This is a genomic window from Calditerrivibrio sp., from assembly GCA_026415135.1.
Lineage (GTDB): Bacteria > Chrysiogenota > Deferribacteres > Deferribacterales > Calditerrivibrionaceae > Calditerrivibrio.
In genome coordinates, this window is record JAOAHS010000056.1 from 1 (window position 1) to 22,531 (window position 22,531).

The following is a 22,531-nucleotide window of genomic DNA, read 5'->3' on the forward strand; positions in this document are numbered from 1 at the left end:
TTTTGCCCAAATGGTGGAATTGGTAGACACGCAGGATTCAGGATCCTGTGGGGTAACACCTGTGGGGGTTCGAGTCCCCCTTTGGGCATTTCTATGATGGATAGATTTTTTTTAATTTTTGTTGATTTTTCATTGTTTTCATATAGTATTTTACAAAAAGGAGGATTTATGGATGATTATATTAGAAGTCTTAGTATGTCCTCTATTGGAGCTCAGAGGTTCAACATTGAGCAATTGATAGAGTCTATGAACAAAGGTGAAGCAATACTTTTGGATATAAGATACGGTTTTGAACTCGATGTATGGGAGATGAAGATTGCCAAACATATCCCCTTAAATGAACTGCCTGATAGATTGAATGAGTTGCCAAAGGATAAGATTATTGTGTGTGCTTGTCCATTAGAGGCAAGATCAAATATCGCCTGCCAATATTTAAGCATGAAAGGGTATAATGCTAAATATCTTTTGGGTGGGTTACTTGGTTTGGCCGAAAGATTGAAAGGGGGACAAGCTAAAGATGTTAAGTTGACAGTTTGTTAATATATATCGAAGTTTTTGTTGTTACATTTTTGGTCTCGTCTGTTTTTGCTTTTGCGGGTATGGGATCTTCCCTTGCTTTGATACCTTTTTTGCTGTTTGCAGGGTTTAATTTTGAACTTTCTAAGGCTATTGGGTTATTTTGTAATGCCTCTTCAACACTGACTGCTACATTTATGAATATAAAAAGGGGTGTAGTTAATTTTAGCTCGGTTATCCCTTTTGTCGCTATGTCATTTTTGTTTTCACCTCTGGGGGCAATATCTAGCAAAGTTTTTTCTACAAATCTTGTTAAGGTGTTTTTTGTGGTATTCCTTTTTATATCGGCTCTTTTAATAATTAAACAAAGAACAGAAAGTTACAGTACAAGAAAAATATCTGTGTGGATTCTTTATTTGTTTGGTGCTTTAGTGGGTTATATTTCTGGGCTTCTTGGTGTAGGAGGTGGAGCTATTTTAGCTCCCATATTGCTTCTATATGGCTATGATGTGGTGGCTACAACAGTTATTGTGAGTTTTACAGTACCTTTTACAACATTTATCTCTTTTTTAACTTATATGACATTTGTAAAAATCGATTGGGAATTGCTGATCGTGGTAACTATGGCTTCAGTAATCGGTGGTATAGCGGGGAATTGCCTGATGTACAGAATTAAAAGCATAAAGTTTATTAAATACGTTATATCAACTTTACTTTTTGTTATAGGTATAAAAATGTTGTTGGAGTTGTTTTAATGGATGCAAACTATGAGTTATTTCTTACAAACGATATTCTTTTTGATAAAAGTATTGTTCCTATGATATTTGTGGATGATCAAAGGGTGATAAGGAAAGTAAATCAACGTTTTTTGCAGCTTTTTGGGTATGAAAAAGAAGAGGTTATGGGTAAGCAGACGTCGATATTGACCCCCAGTGTAGAATATTTCCATGAGTATAGAAAATATTTTGAAAGGACAAAGTCTGGGTTCATTCAATCGAACGAACTCTTGTATAAGAAAAAAGATGGGGGACTTTTTTGGGTTAAGTTGACGGGGGTTCCTATATTGATAGAGGGGGTAGAATATGTTTTATGGTCTTTTGAGGATATAACGTATGAGGTAGAGATTCGAAACAAACTTTATGAAAGTAACAAGGAATTAGAAACCATTTTTGAGAAGGTAAAGGTTGGGCTTGTTTATGTTGTTGATAACAAAATCAAAAAGGTAAATCCTTTTTTCCTAAAGATAATAGGTGATAAAGAGGAGAACATTTTAGATAAAAGAATTGAGGCGTTTTTACCTTGTTTTTATGATAAATTACCAAAGTGTGAGGTAAAGTTCTTGCAAAGGGATGACAATATAATCTACACTAATGTAGACATGACTGAAATTGTTGAGGGAAGATACATAATTATTTTTGAAGATGTTTCTGATCATGTCAAGGAAAGGAATAGGCTCAAGTATCTTTCGGAAACTGATGATTTAACAAAAGTTTTAAATAGAAGATCTTTTGTGAAGTTTGCTACTGAGACCTTATTAAGTAAAAATTATGATAGAGTTTCCCTTGCAATAATAGATATAGATAGATTTAAAGATATCAATGATACCTATGGGCATGATGTTGGTGATGAGGTGTTGATAGATATAGCAAATTTTATAAAAAATCAGTTGAGGGAAAATGAAATATTTGGTCGATTGGGTGGTGAAGAGTTTGGAATATGTTTCCCTATTGGAAAAGAGATTGCTTATAATATATGTGAGAGGGTTAGGATGAAAATGGAAAAGGCTCTTTTCTCTTCAAAAAAGATATCTGTTAAAGTAAGTATTGGAATATCTGATAATACCTTATCGAATGTATTTGAAGAGTTATATAAAAGAGCCGATCAGTGTCTTTATAGAGCTAAAAACAGTGGAAGAAATAGAGTTGTTGTGGCAGATCAATTATCGTTATAGCTACTTAGTGATTAAAAAAATCTTGACAATATCTTAAATTTTGATATATTAACAATCCGCTTCTAGGAAGGGGGCCAATAGCTCAGCTGGCTAGAGCCACCGGCTCATAACCGGTAGGTCCCAGGTTCGAGTCCTGGTTGGCCCACCATTTTAAGTGGGACTTTGATGACTATTAAAATTGACTCTATAATTGCTTATATCGAAAACAAGATCTGTGACACTTCAAGATATTACGAATGGGACAACAATGGACTTCAAGTAGATTCCAGACGAAATCTTATAGATAAAGTAGCATTTGCTTTAGACCCCACAGAAGAAAACATAAAGGTTGCTATTAAGGAAGGGTGTGGGCTTTTGATAACCCATCACCCTCTTTTTTTTGGTAACGTTAAAAATGTATCTTTTACATCACCCATCGGTAGAAAAATAGAACTTGCTATAAAAAACGACATATCCATCTATTCTTACCATACAACCTTAGATCTTGCTAATTATTCCCTGAATGATCTATTGGCAGATAAGTTAGAGTTTAATGTATTATCGTGTTTTGAGGTTTTGGGTAATGATAAGTTTTATAAGTTTGTTGTTTTTGTTCCAAAAGGTTATGAAAATAGAATTATAGATGTTTTCGAAAGTTGTGATGCTGGCAAGATAGGAAATTATAGTTGTTGTAGCTTCTACACAGAAGGCGTTGGAACATTCAAACCTTTAGAAGGTACTAATCCTTTTATTGGTAAAAAAGGTGTTTTAGAAGAAGTCCATGAGTACAGGCTTGAAACAATTGTACCTGAGAAAGCGTTGAATAAGCTCATAAGATCTGTTGAGATTGTTCATCCTTATGAGGAAATAGCCTATGATGTTTACCCCCTTAAGATAAATCGTCCTTATGGGTTGGGTAGAATTGTGGATTTTGGTAAAAATATGGATCTGATAGATCTTTGCGAACATATTTTGAAGAAATTAAATCTTAGGGAGATAAGGCATAATGGGTTAGACGGGATTGTATCAAATAAAGGAGCTATATTGACTGGTAGCGGTGCTTCCTATTGGAAGATTTGCAGGGATAAGGGTATTAAATTTCTTATTACTGGGGACATGAAACATCATGATGCTTTGGATGCTTATGAAAATGGTATTGCTGTAATAGATGTGGGGCACTTTCAAACTGAGAAGATATTTATGAATTATTTAGCAGAGACTGTTAAAAGGGATATTGGTGTAGAGGTAGTTGTTATAGATGAAAAATCCCCAATTAAATTGTATGTGAGAAAGGAGGATATAGATGCTTGAAGAATTGGAGAAATTGATTGAGTTACAAAGAATTGATAACAGAATTTTTGAGATAAATAAAATATTAAATACTATGCCAGATTATATGGTGGAGATTCAGGATGAGTATCATGCGGTGAGACATAGATTTGAAGAATTGAAAGGTCAATTGGAAAAAAGTAAAAAAGACAGTGAGATTATCAAAAAGGAATTTGAAAACAAGAAAGTTTCTTTGGATAAATCCCATAAAAAGCTGTCCACAGTTAAAAACACAAAAGAGTATGAAGCTGTACTGAAGGAACTTGATGTTTTGAAAAAGGAGCTATACGAACTAGAACTAAAATCTTTAGAGATGACAGAATCTGTGGAAAATTTGGAAAAAGAGTTTGCTAATATAGAAGAAAAAAGAATTATATTGGATAAAAAATATGATGAGGTTAGCAAACGTAGAGAAAAAGAGAATGCCCTCATTATTCAGGAGTTAAAAGAGTTAAATACTAAGAGGGATGAGTTGGTATCCACAGTAAAAAAACAGTATATAAATAAATATGAAACTATCAGGAGAGCCAGAAATAACTTGGCTATAGTAAGGGTTGACAATGAGATCTGTTCGGGGTGTTATATGAAGATACCGCCCCAGTTATTTGTAGAAGTTAAAAAGAATGCTTCAATTCATCAGTGCCCAAATTGCCAAAGATTTTTGTATTATAGAGACGGTGAGTAACAATAGAACTAATAATTTACACCGACGGGGCATCATTAGGTAATCCCGGGCATGCAGGCTGTGGGTTTTTGATTTTTAAAGGTACTGAGTTGTTGGTGAAAAATAAAGTTTACATTGGTATAGCTACCAACAATGTTGCTGAATACAAAGCTATATTGTTTGCTGTAAAAAAAGCTAAGGAATTTAAGCCAAAAAAAATTATCATAAAAACAGATTCTGAATTGATTGCAAGACAATTTTCTGGTATATATAAGATTAAAGATGCCACGCTAAAATCTATTTATGATGAGATTGTAAAGGAAGTGTATTCCTTAGATTTTTCTGTGGAGCATATTAGAAGAGAGCATAATAAATTAGCCGATAAGCTTTCTAAAGAGGCTGCTTCTGAGGGGAAAAAGTATGCATCAGATTCTCCTGCTTAGTGATGATATCAATGAGATAAGGCTTCAGTATGATGTTTGTGTAAGGAATGGTTATAACTTTTATTTTTTTGATAAAATGGAAAGTTTTTACGGTTTTTTAATCCATGAGAATATTGACGTAGCTGTAATAAATCAACATCTGGTTGATGACCCTGTTGATATCTTCAATATTTTTAGGGAAAAAGATGTGGATGCTTCTTTTGTGTTTATAGGTGATAAGGATACAGACAAAGTTCGGAAGCTTTTGAAGATCGGTTATTTTGATTATATATACTATGGGTATACATCAGAGGAGTTTGAATCTTCCATCAGGGATGCAATAGAAAATAAAACTGCTTTTGAAAAGATCAAATTTATCAGCAGCAACTTAGAGAAAATTAACAAAAACCTTTTGGAAAAAACTGAAGAACTTGAAGCCGACAGGATCAGGATGAAAAATGTTATCAATAAGTTTAGGTTAATCGAGTCCTTTATCCGTGAGATTAATATTACTAATGGTGCTAATCTGATTTTAGAAAAGTTGTGTCAGTTTATTTCAAAGGAGTTTTCAAATAACAAGGTTATTATAACAAAGATAGAGGGTATGCAGGAGACAGTGGTAGCTTCTTCTGGGATTATGTTTGATAGTATAAAGAATTTAAAGTGGGATCTTTCTGACATTAAAAGTGCTCCATGGGCAGAATCTATTTTAAAAGGTAAAACAAAGGTGGAGGTGGAAAATCCTTTGGAGAATTTTTGGTATTCAGCTTCTTCCATATCGAGTATTTGTCCTGAGGGGTTTTTTAAATTACCCATATATTATGGTGAAGAGGTTTATGGGACTGCAATTGTATCTTACTATACAGATGGAAGGACCTTCTCTGAAGATAGTCTGTTTTATTTAAAACAGATAGTTGATCATGCTGCAATGGAAATATACAGTAAGCGATTACAGGAGAAGTTATCCAATACTATTGAACAACTCAAAGAGTACCAGCAACAACTCATAGAAAAAGAGAAACTTTCTACTCTTGCAAAAGTGGCTGTAAGTGTAAACCACGAAATAAATAACCCCCTTTGTGCAATATCTTTAAATGCTGAGTTGATCAAAAGAAGATATAAGGATGATGAGAACCTTCAAAAAATTGTGGATTCGATTTTGAAGAATGTTTCTTTGATAAATAAAATTACAAATAAATTTGCTAATTTAAGAAAAGTGACCTTTAAAGAATATTTACCTGGTATTGAAATGTTGGACCTTGGTGATTAGCTATCTTTGGCTAAAGTTTGATTTGCCTTTGACGATTTACTCCCTATGAAGAATATATTTTTCTTAATTATTTTGATAATTTTTGTAATAGCATGCTCCAAAGGTGAGAAAGCGAAAGCGAAAGATAATGTTACAGCGAAAAAACCTTTAGCTCCTATAGTGGAATCAAAAAATGAGAAGATAGATCTGGGAAATCAATATCTGCTAAATGGTAATTTTGATAAAGCTATAGAGTATTACAATAAAGGTCTGAATGAGAATAGATCAGTTGCTTTTTATAATCTTGGTATAGTTTATTATTTAAATGGTAAGTATTCGGAAAGTGAAGATTATTTTAGAAAGTCTTTAGAAGAAAATAAAAATTTTAAGCCTGCTTATGTGAACCTTGCTGCATCTTTGGTAAAGCAGGGGAAGATTAAAGAGGCAGTAGATATTGTGTCGCAGGTGGAGCCGGAGACATCAAAGGAGATTCAGGTGGTTGCAGAGGTTTATGCACTTGGGGGGGATACGGCAAAGGCTTATTATTACTATAAGAAGTATGAAAAATCAAAGGATCAAGATCCTTCGGGATTAATTAGCTATGGGCTTTTTTTAAAAGGTATTGGGGAGGATAAAAAAGGGAGTGATCTAATTAAGAATGCAATAGTTAAACTTGAAGAAAGGGAAAATAAAGATTATGAAGATTATTACCAGCTTGGCCTTGCGTACTATAATATAGAAAACTATGAAAAAAGTATATATAGTTTGAAGTCGGCGCTAAACTTAAAAAAAACTTATGAAGCCTCTGAACTACTAATGAAGATTTATGAAAATCAGGGAAAATATGATATGGCTTCTTTAGCTGCTGAAAATCTTGTTATGCTTAATCCTTCAGTAAGGAGTTATGCCCTTTATGTAAAGAACTTGATAAAGTCATCCAACTATACCGAGGCAAATTATGTTTTAAAGGAAGCCATGGGTAAATACCCTAAAGAAAAAGAACTATTTTTCTTGCAGCATAGATACTATATCTTGGTGGGTGATTTGATAAATGCCCATAAAGTGGCTAAAGAGGCATATGAAAAGATCAAAGATGATGATACCCTTTTCAATTATATAAAACAGTCCATACTTTATGATCATAACTTTGCAGAAGCCAAAAAACTGATACCTGCGCTGAGGAATAGTGACCTGAATAATATTGCCAGATCTATGTTATTACTGAAGGAAGGTAATATTATCGCTGCTGAAAACACAATTTTACAGGTATTGAACAAGAAAAATGAAGATTACAATTATGTTGTATCGTACCTTAACATAAAAAAAGGTAATTATAATGCTGCGGAGCAGAGCATAGAGTTGATGGATGACATACCTGAAAAATTTTTTTACAAATTTGTATTGTATTATAACACCAAACAGTTTGGAAAGCTGGCAGATCTTTCCCTTAAAAATGTTAGATATATCAAGACAGTCAAGCGATTTCCAAGGGTATCCTTCAAACTTCAACCAACCCTTGAAGATCTGAATTTTGCTTTTGAGTTTAGGCTTGAATATGAAACGTTTTTGAGATTAGTCCTTACTCCGATAATTATTCATCCAGAGGAGATGACTATTTACATGTCTACAGGGTATAACCTTTTAAAACAGAGTGATCAATTGTTAGCCTTGAATGAATTAAAGAAATCTGTAAACTTTTCTGAAGGGATCAAACACAATAATAATGGTGTAAAAGCGATGCTTGAATTTGATTATGAAAAAGCATCTAAAGAATTTACTGAGGCTGTAAATTATTTGGGGGATAATCCTATTGTCTATTATAATATTGGACTTTTGATGTTGAATCTGGGTGATCTTGATAAAGCGTATGAATTTTTTGATAATGTGTTGCTAAATAATAAGTTTATTTTTCCCGCATATCTGGGGAAGGCTATCTGCCTTAGTTATCAGGATGAAAGGGTGAGGGTTTTTTCTCAATACGACATGTTGATCAGCAATTTTGATATATTGGAGAAAAATGAAAAGAAACAGGCAGATCAGTTTTACTATACAAAATTATTAGCTCTAATTGGTAGTAAAAAGTATGACGATGTCATTGGTGTAATAAAAGACAGTGATCCAGCACTATTAAGGTCAATAAAAGATTTAGCTATTCTTTTTAAAACTGGTGATTATGAAGGTTATTTGAAAAAGGAAAGTGTTTTGTTTAGGAAAGATACCGTTAAATCTCTCTTGAGTCTTTATTATTTTAACAAAATATTGGCTTATCCCAACAATGATAGGTTGTCTGATTATATGATTTATTATCTATCACTAACAAAGAATATCCCCCATAAATTAAGCAATCATAAGCTTGATAGGCATTTGGCTGTGGAAAATATAAAATATGATATATATTTTCAAAGACCAACTATATTAGAAAGTTTGAGAAACCTTAGAAAGATTGATGATAAAGAGCCAAAACTTTTTAAATTATCGTTATATTATTTTACTTTAAAAATGGATGTTATAAATGCTGAGATCTCATTACAAAACTTAAAAAAACTTAATATGGACAAACAGGCCTACTATTATCAAATGCTCTATCATTTTATAACAAATAATAGTTACAATCTAAGTAAATCTATCAATAAGTATATAGAAATTGCACCAAATGATTATAGAGGGTATATGGTGGAGTTGTTAAGAGGCTTTAGAGAAAATAACTTGCAAACAGCTTATGATAATGCTAATAGATTAGAAAAGTCGGTGCTTAAGAACAAAAAATTGCCGTTGGAGATTGTTTTAAATGACTTTTAAGGTAAAAAAGAATATTTTGGTGATGGCCTTTATTCTTTTAATTAACATTGTTATTTATGCAATATCTTTGTCTTTGACTGATTTTGGGTCTGGGAAATATGTTGTGGCCACAGTTATTTTCCTTCTTGTTTTCTTGAATATAGTATCCCTTTTAGTCAATACTGTAATGATAGAAGATACAAATATTAGAGTGAAAAGTTTGTATGGGAAAAAGGTCATTAATCTCAATGAATTAACAGAGATATCCTTTGTCCCTCTAAAGGGTAGGATTCTTATGATGTTATCCGATAAACATAATTTTGCTTTTATTTCCTCTATGATAGATGGTTTTGACAGTATTGTGGAATATATAAAAGGGGTAGTAAAGGATGAAAATCTCTTGAATGTTTTGAATGAGGTTAGGATGGATGTTATTGATCAGAAAAATAAAATGGTATTTATATTTCTTATTGTATTAAATCTTGTTGTTATTGCAAGTTTTGTATATAATTTTTATATAGGACAGTGATGGAGGATAGTTATGGCTGAGGAAAAAGAGGAGAAAGTAGTAGAAGGTGATAAGAAAAAATCTAAACTAAAACTTATCATTTTATTGCTTGTGGTTGTATTGTTACTTGGTGGCGGAGGTTTTGTTGCCTATATGATGTTGTTTAAAAACAAAGCAGATACTACAGCGCAGGGTGATGCTCCTGCTAAGGAAGATAAAACGGTTGATAAAAAAGATAAAGCTGGTGAAAAGAAAAACGCAAAAGGTGGAAAGGATGCAAAAAATAAAACTATAGTTTATTCAATGGGAGCTATAATTGTAAACCTGGCTGATCAAGGTGTGCAGAGGTACCTAAAAGTTCAGATTGCATTGGAGTTGGACAATCCAAAACTGGAAGAGGAGATGAAAAAAAGGGAGCCCCAGATAAAGGATATTATTATATCAGTACTTTCATCCAAAACAGTAGCTGATGTCAATACTCCTCAAGGTAAGATTGCTTTGAAGCAGGAGATAATCAAAAGAGCTAATATGGTAATTGTGGAAGGGGAGATAACAGATCTTTTCTTCAGCGAATTTATAGTGCAGTAGGTTTTTTATGGATAAGGATTATATAATAAAAGAGTTTGGTGATGTGATCATGGATGTGACAGTGGAATTAGGTAGAAAGCTCTGTACCATCGGGGAACTTTTGAGCTGGGATAAAGGTACTATTATAAAGCTCGGTAAAACATCAGGTGAGGCTGTAGATATGCTTGTTAACAATAAGCCTTTGGCTATTGGTGAGATAATGGTATTGGATGAGAAGTTTGCATTTAGGCTGAGCGATATACAGACAAAAGCAGCATTGGCTGAGATGAAAAAAGACAGATTGTATGAGTAAAAGGGTACTGTTCTTTCTACTTGTTTTTGTTACTTTTGCATGGGCAAGTAATGTTATTGTAGAGGAGTCATCAGGTAAATCTCTTTTAAAGATCAATATAGGACAAGAAGTTACCATTGTCGAAAAAAAACTGGAAAATAATAAATTAGCTTTAGTACTGAAAGGTGAACACAACATAGATGCAAGTCAACTCTGGAGTCAAAATATTAACAAAATAGTTTCATCAAAACAAAATGGCAACACCAGAGTAGATATCCTATTTGATAAAAAACCCCAGCAATACGATATCGTTCAAACACAAAATGGCGTGGAGATATCTTTGATCTTTCCTGTGCAGAATCAAGAGGTGACGACAGGTGGATCTACTTTTTTAAAGATGTTGGTCAGTATAGTGTTTATACTGATCATAATTCTGGTGTTTTATTGGCTGATAAAGCTTTTTATGAAGAAAACCTATGTGTCTGATATACCCGGTGTGGGTAGGAGCCTTGGCAAAATAGATATAATGCCGGGTAAGAGCATATTTTTTTATGAGATAAAAGATACTGTTTATATGTTTGGTTTGAGTGGTGATCAGATCTCATTACTTGATAAAATTACTGAGGCTGAAGTCATAGATGCTATAAAAGCTGGTTTTTCAAAGAAACAGGATTTCTCAAGTTATCTGAGGTTTTTTGGGCAAAATGCCATAAAAGAAGAGATAGAGGTATCATCAACAATAATAAAGGATAAGGTGGAATCATTAAAAAAGAGAAACTGATTTTAGCTCTTTTAGTCTTCTTCTTGTTGGTTACAGGTGCTTGGGCTGCAGACCCTATACCTCTACCTGCGTTCAGGTTTGGTATAGAGGGGGCAACTGCACCTAAGGATGTGGCTGTTACATTACAAATAATATTCTTGATTACGATCCTTTCCATTGCTCCAGCTATATTGATATTAATGACATCATTCACCAGGATTATCATAGTATTTTCCTTCTTAAGAAGTGCTATGGGTACCCAGCAAACGCCACCAAACCAAGTTTTGATTGGACTTGCGCTCTTTTTAACATTTTTTATAATGTCCCCTGTTTTCTCCGAGATGAATCAAAAAGCTCTTGCACCGTATTTAGATGGAAAAATGACTTTTACCGATGCATTAAAGGAAGCTAAGAAGCCTTTGCGGAAATTTATGCTGGAGAATACTAGAAAAAAAGATATCATTACATTTTTACAGATATCCAAAACACCGGCACCTAAAACGGTGGATGATATTCCTGATCTCGTTTTACTACCAGCTTTTGTTACGAGTGAACTTCAGACGGCTTTTGAAATAGGATTTTTATTGTTTTTACCTTTTTTAATAATCGATTTTGTTGTATCAAGTGTTCTCTTGTCGATGGGTATGATGATGCTTCCTCCTGTTATGATCTCTATGCCTTTTAAGATACTGCTTTTTGTATTGGTTGATGGCTGGAATCTAATAGTAATGTCACTTGTAAAGAGCTTTATGTGAGGAAAGGATGAATCCAGATCTTGTGGTTAGTTTGACCACAAAAGCTTTAGAAATTGCTCTGCTTTTGGCTGCTCCTATGCTGTTGTTTGGTCTTGTAGCTGGTCTAATTATTAGTATTTTTCAAGCTGTTACCCAGATTCAGGAGATGACCCTTACTTTTATCCCTAAGATATTAGCTGTTATACTTGCTTTAGTCATATTTTTTCCATGGATGATGGATATGATGATATCATTTACAATAAATCTTTTTACTAATCTAAACGGTTATATTGGTAAATAAAAAAGCGGGTTTCCCCGCTTGAACTACTCTTTATCTTTGCCCTTGCCTTTATCTCTATCTTTTTCTTTATGCTTCTCTTTTTTTCCATGTTCTTTCTTTTTCAATTTGTTCTCTTTGAGTTCATGAAACTCTTTAGAACCTGGTTTTATGCCAAGTTCTTGAGCAACTGCTCCCCAACCTTTGTTTTTATGCTTTTTATATACCACTAAAACTTCTTCAGGTTGCTTTTTAGTTACCTCTGCAAGTCTGAATACCATATAAGCATCTGCTGGCTTGTCAACAGATTTTACAACTGTTTCTACTTTTGTTTTATCTGCTCCAAAGGTAGTTGATAGCTCAGCTTTGAATGATGTAGTGTCATCTTTTACTTGCATGTTCAGGTTTAAGATGAAATCATCCAGATCGCTTGCCATTGCATTAAATGATAGTAATAAACCAAAGGCCAAAGTAAGAATAGATTTTTTCATATCGATCTCCTATTCTTCTTCAAATATGTCATCACCAAAGTTCTCCCTAATCCAGCTTTCTGCTTGTTCATAGCTGGGGAATTCTATGGCATATTCCTGGGGGTTATTCCCATCATCATCAACCACAAGTAGGTGAACAGTGCCGTTTTGGTCTAATGCTACCTCTGTAACGTTTTCGATATTGATAAACCCTTCTTCATCATCACAACCACACGAACAGCTTTCGTATTCAGCATCTTCACAGTAGCAGTTTTCATCTTCGCAGCCACAATCGGCATCTGCTGGTGTGCAGCAGTCAAACTTTTTTTCTTCATTTGTACTCATGTCAAACTCCTGTAACAGGCTTTGCCCTTATTTTCTTAGAATATATATTTACACAATGTAGTTGTAAATAGTTTTTTAGGATTTTACATTTTTTTTGATATTTTGTCTAAATAATAGTATATAACGGGAGTGATATATAAAGTTACCAATTGGGAAACCAATAGGCCACCAACAATTGCTATCCCCAATGATTTTCTCGCTTCGGCACTAGCTCCAATACCAATGGCAATGGGTATGGCACCCATTAGGGCAGCAAAGGTTGTCATCATAATGGGTCTAAACCTTATTAGAGCACCTTCTGTAATGGCAACTAATGGTGATAAATTTCTATTACGTTCAGCATCTAATGCAAAATCTATCATCATGATAGCATTTTTCTTTACAATACCTAGTAACATTATTAATCCAACAAAGCCATAAACGTTTAGGTCATACCCAAATAGTTTTAGTACCAATATGGCTCCTAAGCCAGCAGAGGGGAGACCTGATAAAATGGTGAGGGGATGTATAAAACTTTCATAAAGTATACCTAAAACGATATAAATAACAATTACGGCAAAAAGGATTAAAAGCCATAACCCTTCTGTAGAAGCTTTAAAAGCTTCAGCAGTACCTTGAAAAGAACTACTGATGTTAGCAGGGAGTGTGTTTGAGGCAATTTCTTCTACTTTTTTAACTGCATCCCCTAATGCCACCCCATCTCTTAGATCAAAGGATATTGTCACAGCTGGCATCTGTCCTAAATGATTTACCGATATTGGGCCTAACGTTTCCTTAAATTCTACTATGGATGATAGCTGAATTAGTTTGTTTGCTGAGGGTATGTATATGTTTTGTAATTTTTCTTTTGTATTCTGAAAAGATCTACCAACTCCCAAAATAACCTTATATTGGTTATCAGGGGCGTATATGGTAGATACCTGATATTCGGAAAAAGCAAGTTGGAGTGCTTGCTCAATTTTATCTATGCTGATACCCATGAGATCTGCTTTTTCTTTAATTATGCTTATAGATATCTGGGGGTTTTTTATCTCTAAGTCGCTTGTAACGTTCTGTATTAGAGCAAGTTTACCCAGTTTTTCTTCCATGATAGATGCCATCGAGTACAACTCTTCGGTGTTGCTTCCTGTTAATGTGAGTTGATACTGACTTTTGGTGAGCCTGCCTCCCAATCTTATGGGTGGGGGGTTTTGGACAAATACTTTTATACCAGTGATCGATGAAAGTTTTTTTCTTAGGGATGCAGCTACCTTTTCTGCATTCATTTTTCTATACTTTCTATCTTTAAGCGTGATAAAAAATCTTCCACTGTTTTCGCTTGAACTTGCTCCTCCTGCTCCTATCGATGACATGAAGCCATCTATATTTTCATCCTGTAACAAGATATTACTTATCTTTTTATGATAAGATGCCATCTGTTCAAAAGTTGTACCTGGTTGAGCTTCTGTTACGATGAAAAGTTGCCCCACATCATCATTTGGAAGAAATCCTAATGGCATTTCTATAAAAAGATAGACTGTAAAAATAGTTGTAGTAATAAAGAAAACTATAACAGTTTTTCTAAACTGTATAACTTTTAAAAGGGTTATCCTATAGATATAGAACATACCAGAAAAGATACGGTCAAAGAATCTGTTAAAAGGATTGGTATTGTGCGTTAAATGATGGTGTTTTAAGAACCTGCTAGAGAGCATTGGTGTTAGTGTTAACGATACGATACCTGAAATAAGAATTGCAAAACTAATGGTGATTGCAAATTCGTTTAATAGTCTGCCTAAAATCCCTTTCATAAACAGCACAGGTATAAAAACCGCAACTAATGAAAGGGTCATAGATATAATGGTAAAGTATATCTCTTTTGTTCCATCTATTGCAGCTTCGAGGGGTTTTTTCCCCATTTCTAAATGCCTAAATATGTTTTCCAACACAACGATTGCATCATCGACTACAAAGCCAACAGATAGAGTCAGTGCCAATAAAGATAAGTTGTTTATACTAAAGCCCAGTAAATACATTGTTGCAAAAGTGCCTATCAATGATATAGGTAGAGCAAATGAAGGTATTAAGGTGGCTCTTAAGTTTCGCAAAAATATAAATATGACCATTATGACAAGAGCTATAGTTAAAACAAGGGTAAATTTTACATCTTCCACCGATTCTCTGATGGGTATTGTTCTATCATATAAAACATTTACATCAATAGAACCGGGTAGCTGGGTTTTGATTTTTGGTAGCATCTGTTTTATATTATCCACAATCTCGATTGTGTTGCTACCTGGTTGACGCTGGATAGCAAGAACTATAGCTCTTGTATCTTTGTACCAACTGGCTACTTTATTGTTTTCCACGCTATCGTAAACATCAGCTACCTCTTTTAATTTTATCTGCATTGTATCTTTAGTTTTGATTGTAATCTCTTCGAAGTCAGAGGCTTTTTGTGGTTTCGAAGTGGTTTCTAATACGTAATTTTTGGTTGATGTATAGAGAGCCCCAGTGGGAAGTTTTGGGTTGTTCTTTCTAATGGTCGTGGCTATTTCATCAAAACTTAAACCCAAAGAATAGATCTTTTCAGGTTTTAAATCTATTCGCACAGCATATTTTTGAGAACCAAATATATTTACCTGTGCTACACCAGGAAGGGATGAGATCTGTTGGGCTATATATAGATCTGCATATTCATGCACTTTATACAATGGAAGTGTTTTTGAAGTGATTGCCAAATAAAATATCGGTAAATCAGCTGGATTTACTTTTCTCAGGGATGGTGGGCTAGAAAGATCCTGTGGGAGATTTCGCAGTGCCTTTGAAATCATAGCTTGGACGTCTTGAGCAGCTGCATCTATATCTCTTTCTAAGCGAAACTGAATTGTTATCCTTGTTTGTCCTTTGGTATTGTTTGATATCATTGAAGTTATTCCGTCGATAGTGGAAAACTCTTTTTCAAGTGGCAATGCAACAGATGAAGCCATAGTGTCAGGACTTGCTCCTGGGAGGTTTGCAGTAACTTCGATAGTTGGAAAATCGATGTTTGGTAAGTCGTTAACTGGAAGTTTGAAATAGGCAAAGATACCAAATATTATAAGGGATAGCATCAGTAGGGTTGTAGTAATAGGTCTGTGTATAAAAAAACTGCTGAAGTGTTTATCGTTGCTCATTTTTCCCTTTTTTTAAGCTTATTGGTGATTTTGGTTTGAGTTTGATTGCGCCGTCGATAACTACTTTCTCCCCAGCATTTAAACCTTTTATTATTGTTAAATTATCGTACTCATAAATTATATCGATATTCTTTATATCTGCAGTGATATTGTCAGAAACAACCCAGACATAATCTTTCATCTGCCCTTTTTGAATCGCCAAAGATGGTATTACTATACTATCCTTATAAGTATCTAATTTTAGTTTTACTTTCACGAATTGACCTGGCCATAGTAGCTCATTTTTGTTTGGTACAGTAACTTTTACTTTAAATGATGCCGTAGATTTATCAATGGTATTATCTATAAATGTAATAGGCCCAGTGTCTAAGAATTGACCGTTTTCATTATATATCTCTACTTTCATCTCTTTTCCAGCTTTGATAGATTCAAGTATTTTGGGTAGTTTGCTTTCTGGAAGGCCAAATTCTACATGGATAGGGGATATCTGGTTTATGATTGTGATGATTTTATCGTTTTCTTTTATAAAATTCCCTTCATCTACAAGGATTTCTCCTGCTTTGCCATAAATTGGTGAGTGTAGGTAATAATAAGATAGTTGAACTTTTAGGTAGTTAATGTTTGCTTTATCAGCTTCGATGGTGGATTCCAAAGCTTTGTAGTTTGTCAGGGCATTATCATAGTCTATTTGAGCTACGTATCCTTTTTGAGCTAATTCTTTATAGCGTTCTAAATTTTTTTTAGCATTTTCAAATAAAGCCAGATCTCTTTTTAAAATGGCTTCTGCTTGTTCCAAGCTCTTTTCGATTTGAGAGGAATCTATTTTTACAAGTAGTGCGCCTTTTTTTACGATTTGACCTTCTTTAAAGTATATTTTTTCAATTTTTCCTGATACCTTCGACGTGACAGACACTGATTGGATAGCAGAGGTTTGACCAAATGATTCTAATACTACTGGTATATCTTTCTTTTCAGCGATAGCTATCTCCACGGGGACAGGTTGTGCTTGCTTTTTAGGGTTTTCAGATGGTTTTTTAGTACATGAAACCGAGATAAAAAAAACCATTAAGAAAAATAAGGTCTTATTCATACATGTCTCCAACTGCTTTTGAAAGCATGGCTTTTGATATAAGGTATTCATATTTTGAAGAAATTTTATTGAGCTTAGCTTTTTCTAATTCGACCTCTGCATCTGAGAGCTCCAGTGGAGTGCTAAGCCCAGCATTATATCTGCCTACTGCTATTTCATAGTTTTCCTCTGCTTGTTTTAACAATTTTTCTGAGATTTTGTATTTTTCCATCGCTTCTACAAGGCTGTAGTAACTATTTTCTATTTCATAGCGGATATTCTGTTTTAATTGTTCCAACTGATGGTTATATATTGTTATATTTGATAATAACTCATTGATTTGATAGTTTGTTATGTTACCGTTGTATAGGGGTATGCTTACTTTGAATCCTATACTCCAACCATCTTTGTTCATATCTAAATGGGATCCTGAACGACTATAGCTGGATTCCAGATTGAGTGTGGGAAGATTATTGCTCATTGAGGCTTTTATACTTTCTCTTAGTGCATTGATTTTCTCTTGGATGGATTTGATTTCCCATCTTCTGTTATAGCCTTCTAAAAGATAAGCTTGAAGATCTTTTATATCTTTTAATGGGAAATCTTTCTCTTCAGGTGCAAAGATTAGGTTGTCAACTCCAATCGCCTTAGACAGTTCGGTAGTGGCGAGCTTTACCATATTTGTAGCTTTGATTACATTTAGTTCAGCATTAGAGAGGTTTACTTCAGCTTTTGTTATATCAATTTTGGGTTTTAGACCCTGCATAAAAAAAGCTTTTGCAGTGTTTAAGTGCTTTTTTTGATTTTCCAATGTCTGTATGGCTACATTGAGTTGTTCTTTCAATTGAAGTAATTTGAAGTAATTGTAAGTAACTTGGAATGCGATATTGTTCTTCAAAGCGATGGTATCAAAAACCACTGAGTTTTCTTGACTTTTAAGACTTTTGATTTGATAATCTGTTTTTTTAAAATCATAGAGATTCATTTTTAGATCCAAATTAATTGTATAAAGATCATAGTTGTCTGTGGTATCTTTTGAGGTGGTTACAGCAGGGAGGGGTGAGACCCTACTGTAACCAGTAGATAAGTTTATTTGGGGTGCTTTTGTTGCCTCTGTTTGTTTTATTTTATGTTTATAGACATCCGTTTGTTCTTTAATAGCTAAAATTTGTGGATTTTTTTCGAGGGAGATGTTGATTGCTTGTTTGAGGTTAGTAATTGTTTCAGCTTTTGTATTTATAGAGAAAAACAGAAACAAAAAAAGACTAAAACATCTCCTCATAGTCTTCCCACCTATTTTTAAAATGAGGTTTCCTTTTATCCACAAATGCACCCATGCCCTCTTTTTTGTCATAACTGCTAAAAGCTACTGCAAAAGCGTTTTGTTCTAAAAGAAGTGCTCTTTCGAGATCTATTTCTATACCATTGTTTATTGTCTCTTTTGCAAGACCTAAGGTAAAGATACTTTTTTCATTCAGATTTGTTATCGTTTCTTCAATATAGCTAAACATCTCTTTTTGGGTGGTGAATATTTTAGAGACAATTCCACGACAAAAAAGTTCATCTATATCGATTTCGTTACCTGTTATTGTTAAAAATTTTGCAAAATTCTCATGAATCTTTCTTGAGGTTAGGGAGGTACCACCAAAAGCTGGTAGGATACCAAAAGTTGTCTCTGGAAAACCAAAAGTAGTTCCTTTTGTACCAAAAATAAGATCTGTAGCTAAAACCAACTCAAAACCAGGTCCTAATGCTTTTCCTGTTAGTGCAGCATGAAAGATCTTTTTTGATCTTCTTATCATTTTTAATAATTCCTGTCCAAGAGATGAATATATTTTTGATTGGGTGACATCGTAATGTAAGATCTCATTTATATCATGTCCCAAACAAAAGTTTTCTCCGTCTGATGAAAATACGATATGATTAATAGTTCTATCTTTTTCTATAGACTTTAATAGTGTTATTAGTTTGATGATATCATCCTTTGTAAGGTATGTTCCATCTAATATAATATCAAGTCTGTGTGAATTTGTATCTTTTTCATATTTCATAATATACTCCATATATATTATTTTTGTATGATAATACAAAGCGTAAAATAAGACAAGTTTATTTTGTTTTTACTTGAAATTATTAGAAATTTATGGTAAAAAAAAGACTAAATTGGTATTAAAAAGATGTGTTACATTTGTTAAATTTTTGTGGTATAATAGAATATGGTTTTTACAAAAAAATCAGGAGGAGTTATGAGGTTTGTCTATTTGTTAGTAATGTTGTTGTTTTGTGTTGGTTCTGTCATGGCAGATTCTAAGTCGTATGATAAGGATGAAGCAAGACGTATTTCCAAGGTTTGCGCTGGGTGTCATGGTACTAATGGCGCTGCTCCCGGGCATTCTATGCCTATAATTGGGGGACAAAAGTCTGAATACCTTTATAAGACTATGGTTGAATTTAGAGATGGGAAAAGGTACGGTACGGTGATGGCTAAGATTGCTATAGCTTATGATGATAACAAATCAAAGCTTGTAGCTGAATATTTTGCCGATCAGAAATGGTTTAATACGAAAATAAAGTCTGACAAAAAGTTAGTAGCTTTGGGTAAGAAGCTTTCTAAAGAATGTGCTGATTGTCACGGCAAAAAAGGTCAAGGAGATAATGGAAATCCACGAATTTCTGGTCAGCATCCATACTATTTAGAGTTAGCTCTGATGGAGTATAAGGAAGGTAAAAGAGGGGAAACACCGGAGATGGATCTTGTAAAAAGCATGGATGAAAAGAAGATAAAGGCTCTTGCTGCCTATTATTCGAGTCTAAAATAGGGGGTTAATATGAAAAGAAGAGATTTTGTCAAGACGACAGCTTTGGTTGGACTTGGTTTGACTTTGTCTAATAATATATTTGCTTCAGATTCAAAGAAAGATCTTTTGCCAAAAAAACAGACACGGGTGGTTGTAATAGGTGGTGGCTTCGGTGGTGCTACTGCTGCTAAATATCTAAAGATGTTAAGTCCTAAGCTTGATGTAGTGCTTGTGGATAGCTCCGATATCTATTACTCCTGTCCAATGAGCAATCATGTAATTGTTGGGCTTAGTCACATAAAAGAGATCACATTTAAGTATGATATTTTGCAAAAAAAATATGGGGTTAAATTTCTTAAGGGGACTGTAGAAAGTATAGATGGTGTAGCTAAAAAAGTGCTATTTGCTGATGGTTATGTTAGCTATGATTTCTTAGTGGTATCTCCAGGTATTGGATTCAAATTTGATGATAAAATAGGTTATACCAAAGAGGTTTCAGAGGTTTTGCCTCATGCATGGAAGGCTGGTGATCAAACAATAAAACTTGCGAATATGCTAAAGGATCTTCCTAAGGGTGGTACTGTCCTCTTGAGGGTTCCAAAGGCTCCCTACAGATGCCCCCCTGGACCTTATGAAAGAGCCTGTTTGATTTCTTGGTATATCAAAGCAAAAAAGCCCGGTAGTAAGCTAATTGTGATAGATGCAAACGATGATGTGGCATCTAAGACAAAGCTTTTTAAAGCAGCTTTTGCCGAACTTTATAAGGATGTTTTGGAGTATATTCCTGAGGTTGAGGTACAAGGTATTGATATAAACGGTAGAACTATTAAAACATCAAAAGGTGATTTTAAAGCTGATATGATAAACTATATTCCTGATCAAAAGGCCAGTGACTCTGCTTTTAAGTTTGGTCTTATTCCAGAGGGTAAACTATGGGCTCCAGTGGATGCGTGGACCCTTGAGTCAACTGAGGTCAAGGATGTATACGTAATTGGTGATAGTGCTAATAGAGGTAGTTTTGGTACCCTGCCACATTCTGGATATGTAGCTAATTCTATGGCAAAAGTGGTAGCAGAAGCCATTGTAGCAAAATTAAGTGGTAAGAATCCACCTCGTCCGTTCATGTTGAATACGTGCTATAGCATGGTAAGTGATTCTGAGGCGATATGGATAGCCACCGTTTATGAATACAATGATGAAAAGAAACTTACTCTTCAAGTTGGCAAAGCTGGTGGTATTCCTGATAAGAGGAGTAAAATTGACAAAGAGCATCAATACAGCTGGGCAAATGCTATTTGGGAAGACACGTTTATGTAATGACCTAAGAGGGGGGTCTTCCCCCCTTTTTTTTATATTATGAAATAACTTTTAATTTCTTTATTTTTATGTTATTATGAAGGTGAACTTATTAAGATTTTTTTGATCTTATTATAATAACTTATTTTGAGGCACAGTTTGGCAAAGAAAAAGCATGATGTGTTAGAAGAGAAAACAGAAGAGATTGAAGATTTAGAAGAAGATATAAGTGAAGACCTGTTAGAAGAGTTAGATATCTCTGAATCACCTGAGAACTTAGAATTGGCGATATCTTCTTTGACAGATGATTCTCTTAAAGATTTTATAAACAAAATAGACAAATATAAGCCACTTACGCGCGAAGAAGAGTACCAATTAGGTAAAAGAATTCAGGAGGGTGATCAAGAGGCTTTAAACAAGTTGATTTTGTCTAATATAAAATTTGTTGTGTCTATGGCAAACAGATATAAAAATACCGGTGTAAGTCTCAGTGATCTGATAAATCAGGGTAATTTAGGCTTAGTGGAAGCGGCGAAAAGGTTTGATCCCGACAAAGGGGTAAAGTTTATCTCCTATGCTGTATGGTGGATAAGGCAGGCGATGATACAGCTATTAGCTGAGCAGTCCGGTACAGTAAAGCTACCCATAAAACAAGCAAGCTTGTTATATAAAATCAATGAAGCTATAGAAAATCTTTCAAAGAAATACCACAGGGAACCAACTTCTGAAGAGATTTCTGAGTATCTCGGTATACCAAAAGAAAATATAGAAAATATATTAATGGTTTCAAGAAATTATCTTTCCTTCGAAAGTCCTATAAAAGATGGTGAAGATAGGACGTTTCTTGACCTTTTGGAGTCAAAAGCTGTAAAAGTGGAAGATGAGGTGATCAATCAGACTTTAAAAGATACTCTTTATTCATTGCTTCAGGAACTTGACGAAAGGGAGGCAAACATTCTACGTATGAGATATGGTCTCGATGGTGAGACACCCATGACATTAGAAGAAGTAGGTAATATCCTAAATATAAGTCGTGAAAGGGTAAGGCAGATAGAAGTTAGGGCTCTTAATAAACTCAGAAAAAAAGCTGTACGAAAAAGACTTCAAGATTATCTTAATTAAAAATGTCGATATTCTCAAAGCTTAAAGAGGAGCAGCTTCTTTTATCCAAGATGGTAAGTTTGGTTCCGCTTGGGAAAAAAGTTTTTACTGCTGCAGGTATTGATGTTGCCTTTGATATGAGTAGAGGGAGTGGGTTTTGTGTTATTGTTGTGATCGATTCTACATTTGAAGTAGTTGAGGTTGTTAATCATATTGATCGAGTAGATTTTCCCTATATTCCGGGTTTTTTATCTTTTAGAGAATTACCTAT

The 22,531-nt window shown here is 34.1% G+C and carries 24 protein-coding genes and 2 tRNA genes; 20 read left to right on the forward strand and 6 right to left on the reverse strand.

The genetic code is table 11. The features are described 5' to 3' along the window. Positions 1-4: 4 nt before the first annotated feature. The 16 genes from N3C60_09195 to fliQ all read left to right on the forward strand — a co-directional run bounded on the left by N3C60_09195 (position 5) and on the right by fliQ (position 12,050). Positions 5-88 (forward strand) — tRNA-Leu (locus tag N3C60_09195). 80 nt (positions 89-168) lie between these two features. Then, entirely contained in the window at positions 169-540 is a 372-nt protein-coding gene (locus N3C60_09200; protein ID MCX8085082.1) for a hypothetical protein, read from the forward strand. Beyond that, complete coding sequence (locus tag N3C60_09205; GenBank protein MCX8085083.1) at positions 534-1,271, forward strand: sulfite exporter TauE/SafE family protein; 738 nt, start codon at positions 534-536, stop codon at positions 1,269-1,271. The genes N3C60_09200 and N3C60_09205 overlap by 7 nt, the downstream gene beginning before the upstream one ends. After that, positions 1,271-2,467, forward strand: a complete 1,197-nt coding sequence (locus tag N3C60_09210) for a diguanylate cyclase (GenBank protein ID MCX8085084.1) — start codon at positions 1,271-1,273, stop codon at positions 2,465-2,467. Before N3C60_09205 ends, N3C60_09210 begins: the two co-directional genes overlap by 1 nt. A gap of 71 nt (positions 2,468-2,538) precedes the next feature. Further along, positions 2,539-2,615: transfer RNA gene (locus tag N3C60_09215), tRNA-Ile, on the forward strand. A gap of 17 nt (positions 2,616-2,632) precedes the next feature. Beyond that, positions 2,633-3,757 carry a Nif3-like dinuclear metal center hexameric protein gene (locus N3C60_09220; GenBank protein MCX8085085.1) on the forward strand — a complete coding sequence of 375 codons (1,125 nt, stop codon included), beginning with the start codon at positions 2,633-2,635 and terminating at the stop codon, positions 3,755-3,757. Next, entirely contained in the window at positions 3,750-4,460 is a 711-nt protein-coding gene (locus tag N3C60_09225; protein MCX8085086.1) for a C4-type zinc ribbon domain-containing protein, read from the forward strand. The genes N3C60_09220 and N3C60_09225 overlap by 8 nt, the downstream gene beginning before the upstream one ends. A gap of 14 nt (positions 4,461-4,474) precedes the next feature. Next, on the forward strand, positions 4,475-4,882 hold the full coding sequence (locus N3C60_09230) for a ribonuclease HI family protein (protein MCX8085087.1): 408 nt from the start codon (positions 4,475-4,477) through the stop codon (positions 4,880-4,882). Next, positions 4,860-6,131 (forward strand): hypothetical protein, encoded by a 1,272-nt coding sequence (locus N3C60_09235; protein MCX8085088.1) that lies wholly within the window; start codon positions 4,860-4,862, stop codon positions 6,129-6,131. Before N3C60_09230 ends, N3C60_09235 begins: the two co-directional genes overlap by 23 nt. Before the next feature lie 45 nt (positions 6,132-6,176). After that, positions 6,177-8,909, forward strand: coding sequence for a tetratricopeptide repeat protein (locus N3C60_09240; GenBank protein ID MCX8085089.1), 2,733 nt, complete (start codon positions 6,177-6,179; stop codon positions 8,907-8,909). After that, on the forward strand, positions 8,899-9,417 hold the full coding sequence (locus N3C60_09245) for a hypothetical protein (protein MCX8085090.1): 519 nt from the start codon (positions 8,899-8,901) through the stop codon (positions 9,415-9,417). Before N3C60_09240 ends, N3C60_09245 begins: the two co-directional genes overlap by 11 nt. 12 nt (positions 9,418-9,429) lie before the next feature. After that, a complete protein-coding gene (locus N3C60_09250; protein ID MCX8085091.1) occupies positions 9,430-9,984 on the forward strand; it encodes a flagellar basal body-associated FliL family protein in 555 nt (184 codons plus the stop codon). Between the two features lie 7 nt (positions 9,985-9,991). Beyond that, on the forward strand, positions 9,992-10,276 hold the full coding sequence (locus N3C60_09255) for a FliM/FliN family flagellar motor switch protein (GenBank protein ID MCX8085092.1): 285 nt from the start codon (positions 9,992-9,994) through the stop codon (positions 10,274-10,276). Continuing rightward, positions 10,269-11,036, forward strand: coding sequence for a hypothetical protein (locus tag N3C60_09260; GenBank protein MCX8085093.1), 768 nt, complete (start codon positions 10,269-10,271; stop codon positions 11,034-11,036). The genes N3C60_09255 and N3C60_09260 overlap by 8 nt, the downstream gene beginning before the upstream one ends. A 26-nt stretch (positions 11,037-11,062) precedes the next feature. Next, entirely contained in the window at positions 11,063-11,770 is a 708-nt protein-coding gene (gene fliP / locus N3C60_09265) for a flagellar type III secretion system pore protein FliP (protein ID MCX8085094.1), read from the forward strand. A gap of 7 nt (positions 11,771-11,777) precedes the next feature. Beyond that, a complete protein-coding gene (fliQ, locus tag N3C60_09270; GenBank protein MCX8085095.1) occupies positions 11,778-12,050 on the forward strand; it encodes a flagellar biosynthesis protein FliQ in 273 nt (90 codons plus the stop codon). Between the two features lie 23 nt (positions 12,051-12,073). Here fliQ and N3C60_09275 read toward each other — a convergent pair whose 3' ends face one another. The 6 genes from N3C60_09275 to N3C60_09300 all read right to left on the reverse strand — a co-directional run bounded on the left by N3C60_09275 (position 12,074) and on the right by N3C60_09300 (position 19,116). Next, a complete protein-coding gene (locus N3C60_09275) occupies positions 12,074-12,517 on the reverse strand; it encodes a hypothetical protein (GenBank protein MCX8085096.1) in 444 nt (147 codons plus the stop codon). A 9-nt stretch (positions 12,518-12,526) separates the two neighbouring features. After that, the gene (locus N3C60_09280) at positions 12,527-12,841 is read right to left on the reverse strand and encodes a hypothetical protein (protein ID MCX8085097.1); all 315 of its coding nucleotides are present in this window, start codon (positions 12,839-12,841) and stop codon (positions 12,527-12,529) included. Between the two features lie 83 nt (positions 12,842-12,924). Next, entirely contained in the window at positions 12,925-15,996 is a 3,072-nt protein-coding gene (locus N3C60_09285) for an efflux RND transporter permease subunit (protein ID MCX8085098.1), read from the reverse strand. Continuing rightward, positions 15,983-17,086 carry an efflux RND transporter periplasmic adaptor subunit gene (locus N3C60_09290; GenBank protein ID MCX8085099.1) on the reverse strand — a complete coding sequence of 368 codons (1,104 nt, stop codon included), beginning with the start codon at positions 17,084-17,086 and terminating at the stop codon, positions 15,983-15,985. The genes N3C60_09285 and N3C60_09290 overlap by 14 nt, the downstream gene beginning before the upstream one ends. Beyond that, the gene (locus tag N3C60_09295) at positions 17,079-18,347 is read right to left on the reverse strand and encodes a TolC family protein (protein ID MCX8085100.1); all 1,269 of its coding nucleotides are present in this window, start codon (positions 18,345-18,347) and stop codon (positions 17,079-17,081) included. Before N3C60_09295 ends, N3C60_09290 begins: the two co-directional genes overlap by 8 nt. Further along, entirely contained in the window at positions 18,331-19,116 is a 786-nt protein-coding gene (locus tag N3C60_09300; protein ID MCX8085101.1) for an enoyl-CoA hydratase/isomerase family protein, read from the reverse strand. Before N3C60_09300 ends, N3C60_09295 begins: the two co-directional genes overlap by 17 nt. A 195-nt stretch (positions 19,117-19,311) precedes the next feature. Between N3C60_09300 and N3C60_09305 the strand changes: the two genes are divergently transcribed. The 4 genes from N3C60_09305 to N3C60_09320 all read left to right on the forward strand — a co-directional run. Continuing rightward, complete coding sequence (locus N3C60_09305; protein MCX8085102.1) at positions 19,312-19,884, forward strand: hypothetical protein; 573 nt, start codon at positions 19,312-19,314, stop codon at positions 19,882-19,884. 9 nt (positions 19,885-19,893) lie between these two features. Further along, positions 19,894-21,180: an NAD(P)/FAD-dependent oxidoreductase gene (locus tag N3C60_09310; protein MCX8085103.1), complete on the forward strand. Its 1,287-nt coding sequence runs from the start codon at positions 19,894-19,896 to the stop codon at positions 21,178-21,180. Positions 21,181-21,318: 138 nt separating this feature from the next. Then, entirely contained in the window at positions 21,319-22,281 is a 963-nt protein-coding gene (locus tag N3C60_09315; protein ID MCX8085104.1) for an RNA polymerase sigma factor RpoD/SigA, read from the forward strand. Between the two features lie 2 nt (positions 22,282-22,283). Beyond that, positions 22,284-22,531: endonuclease V (locus N3C60_09320; protein MCX8085105.1), on the forward strand; the 248-nt coding region annotated here is incomplete at its 3' end.

Bases quoted from the DNA above. Each gene is read 5' to 3' on its own strand.
- N3C60_09200 (MCX8085082.1), top strand. From the start codon at position 169: ATGGATGATTATATTAGAAGTCTTAGTATGTCCTCTATTGGAGCTCAG.
- N3C60_09210 (MCX8085084.1), top strand. From the start codon at position 1,271: ATGGATGCAAACTATGAGTTATTTCTTACAAACGATATTCTTTTTGAT.
- N3C60_09220 (MCX8085085.1), top strand. From the start codon at position 2,633: ATGACTATTAAAATTGACTCTATAATTGCTTATATCGAAAACAAGATC.
- N3C60_09225 (MCX8085086.1), top strand. From the start codon at position 3,750: ATGCTTGAAGAATTGGAGAAATTGATTGAGTTACAAAGAATTGATAAC.
- N3C60_09235 (MCX8085088.1), top strand. From the start codon at position 4,860: ATGCATCAGATTCTCCTGCTTAGTGATGATATCAATGAGATAAGGCTT.
- N3C60_09240 (MCX8085089.1), top strand. From the start codon at position 6,177: ATGAAGAATATATTTTTCTTAATTATTTTGATAATTTTTGTAATAGCA.
- N3C60_09245 (MCX8085090.1), top strand. From the start codon at position 8,899: ATGACTTTTAAGGTAAAAAAGAATATTTTGGTGATGGCCTTTATTCTT.
- N3C60_09250 (MCX8085091.1), top strand. From the start codon at position 9,430: ATGGCTGAGGAAAAAGAGGAGAAAGTAGTAGAAGGTGATAAGAAAAAA.
- N3C60_09255 (MCX8085092.1), top strand. From the start codon at position 9,992: ATGGATAAGGATTATATAATAAAAGAGTTTGGTGATGTGATCATGGAT.
- N3C60_09260 (MCX8085093.1), top strand. From the start codon at position 10,269: ATGAGTAAAAGGGTACTGTTCTTTCTACTTGTTTTTGTTACTTTTGCA.
- fliQ (MCX8085095.1), top strand. From the start codon at position 11,778: ATGAATCCAGATCTTGTGGTTAGTTTGACCACAAAAGCTTTAGAAATT.
- N3C60_09275 (MCX8085096.1), bottom strand. From the start codon at position 12,517: ATGAAAAAATCTATTCTTACTTTGGCCTTTGGTTTATTACTATCATTT.
- N3C60_09280 (MCX8085097.1), bottom strand. From the start codon at position 12,841: ATGAGTACAAATGAAGAAAAAAAGTTTGACTGCTGCACACCAGCAGAT.
- N3C60_09285 (MCX8085098.1), bottom strand. From the start codon at position 15,996: ATGAGCAACGATAAACACTTCAGCAGTTTTTTTATACACAGACCTATT.
- N3C60_09290 (MCX8085099.1), bottom strand. From the start codon at position 17,086: ATGAATAAGACCTTATTTTTCTTAATGGTTTTTTTTATCTCGGTTTCA.
- N3C60_09295 (MCX8085100.1), bottom strand. From the start codon at position 18,347: ATGAGGAGATGTTTTAGTCTTTTTTTGTTTCTGTTTTTCTCTATAAAT.
- N3C60_09300 (MCX8085101.1), bottom strand. From the start codon at position 19,116: ATGAAATATGAAAAAGATACAAATTCACACAGACTTGATATTATATTA.
- N3C60_09305 (MCX8085102.1), top strand. From the start codon at position 19,312: ATGAGGTTTGTCTATTTGTTAGTAATGTTGTTGTTTTGTGTTGGTTCT.
- N3C60_09310 (MCX8085103.1), top strand. From the start codon at position 19,894: ATGAAAAGAAGAGATTTTGTCAAGACGACAGCTTTGGTTGGACTTGGT.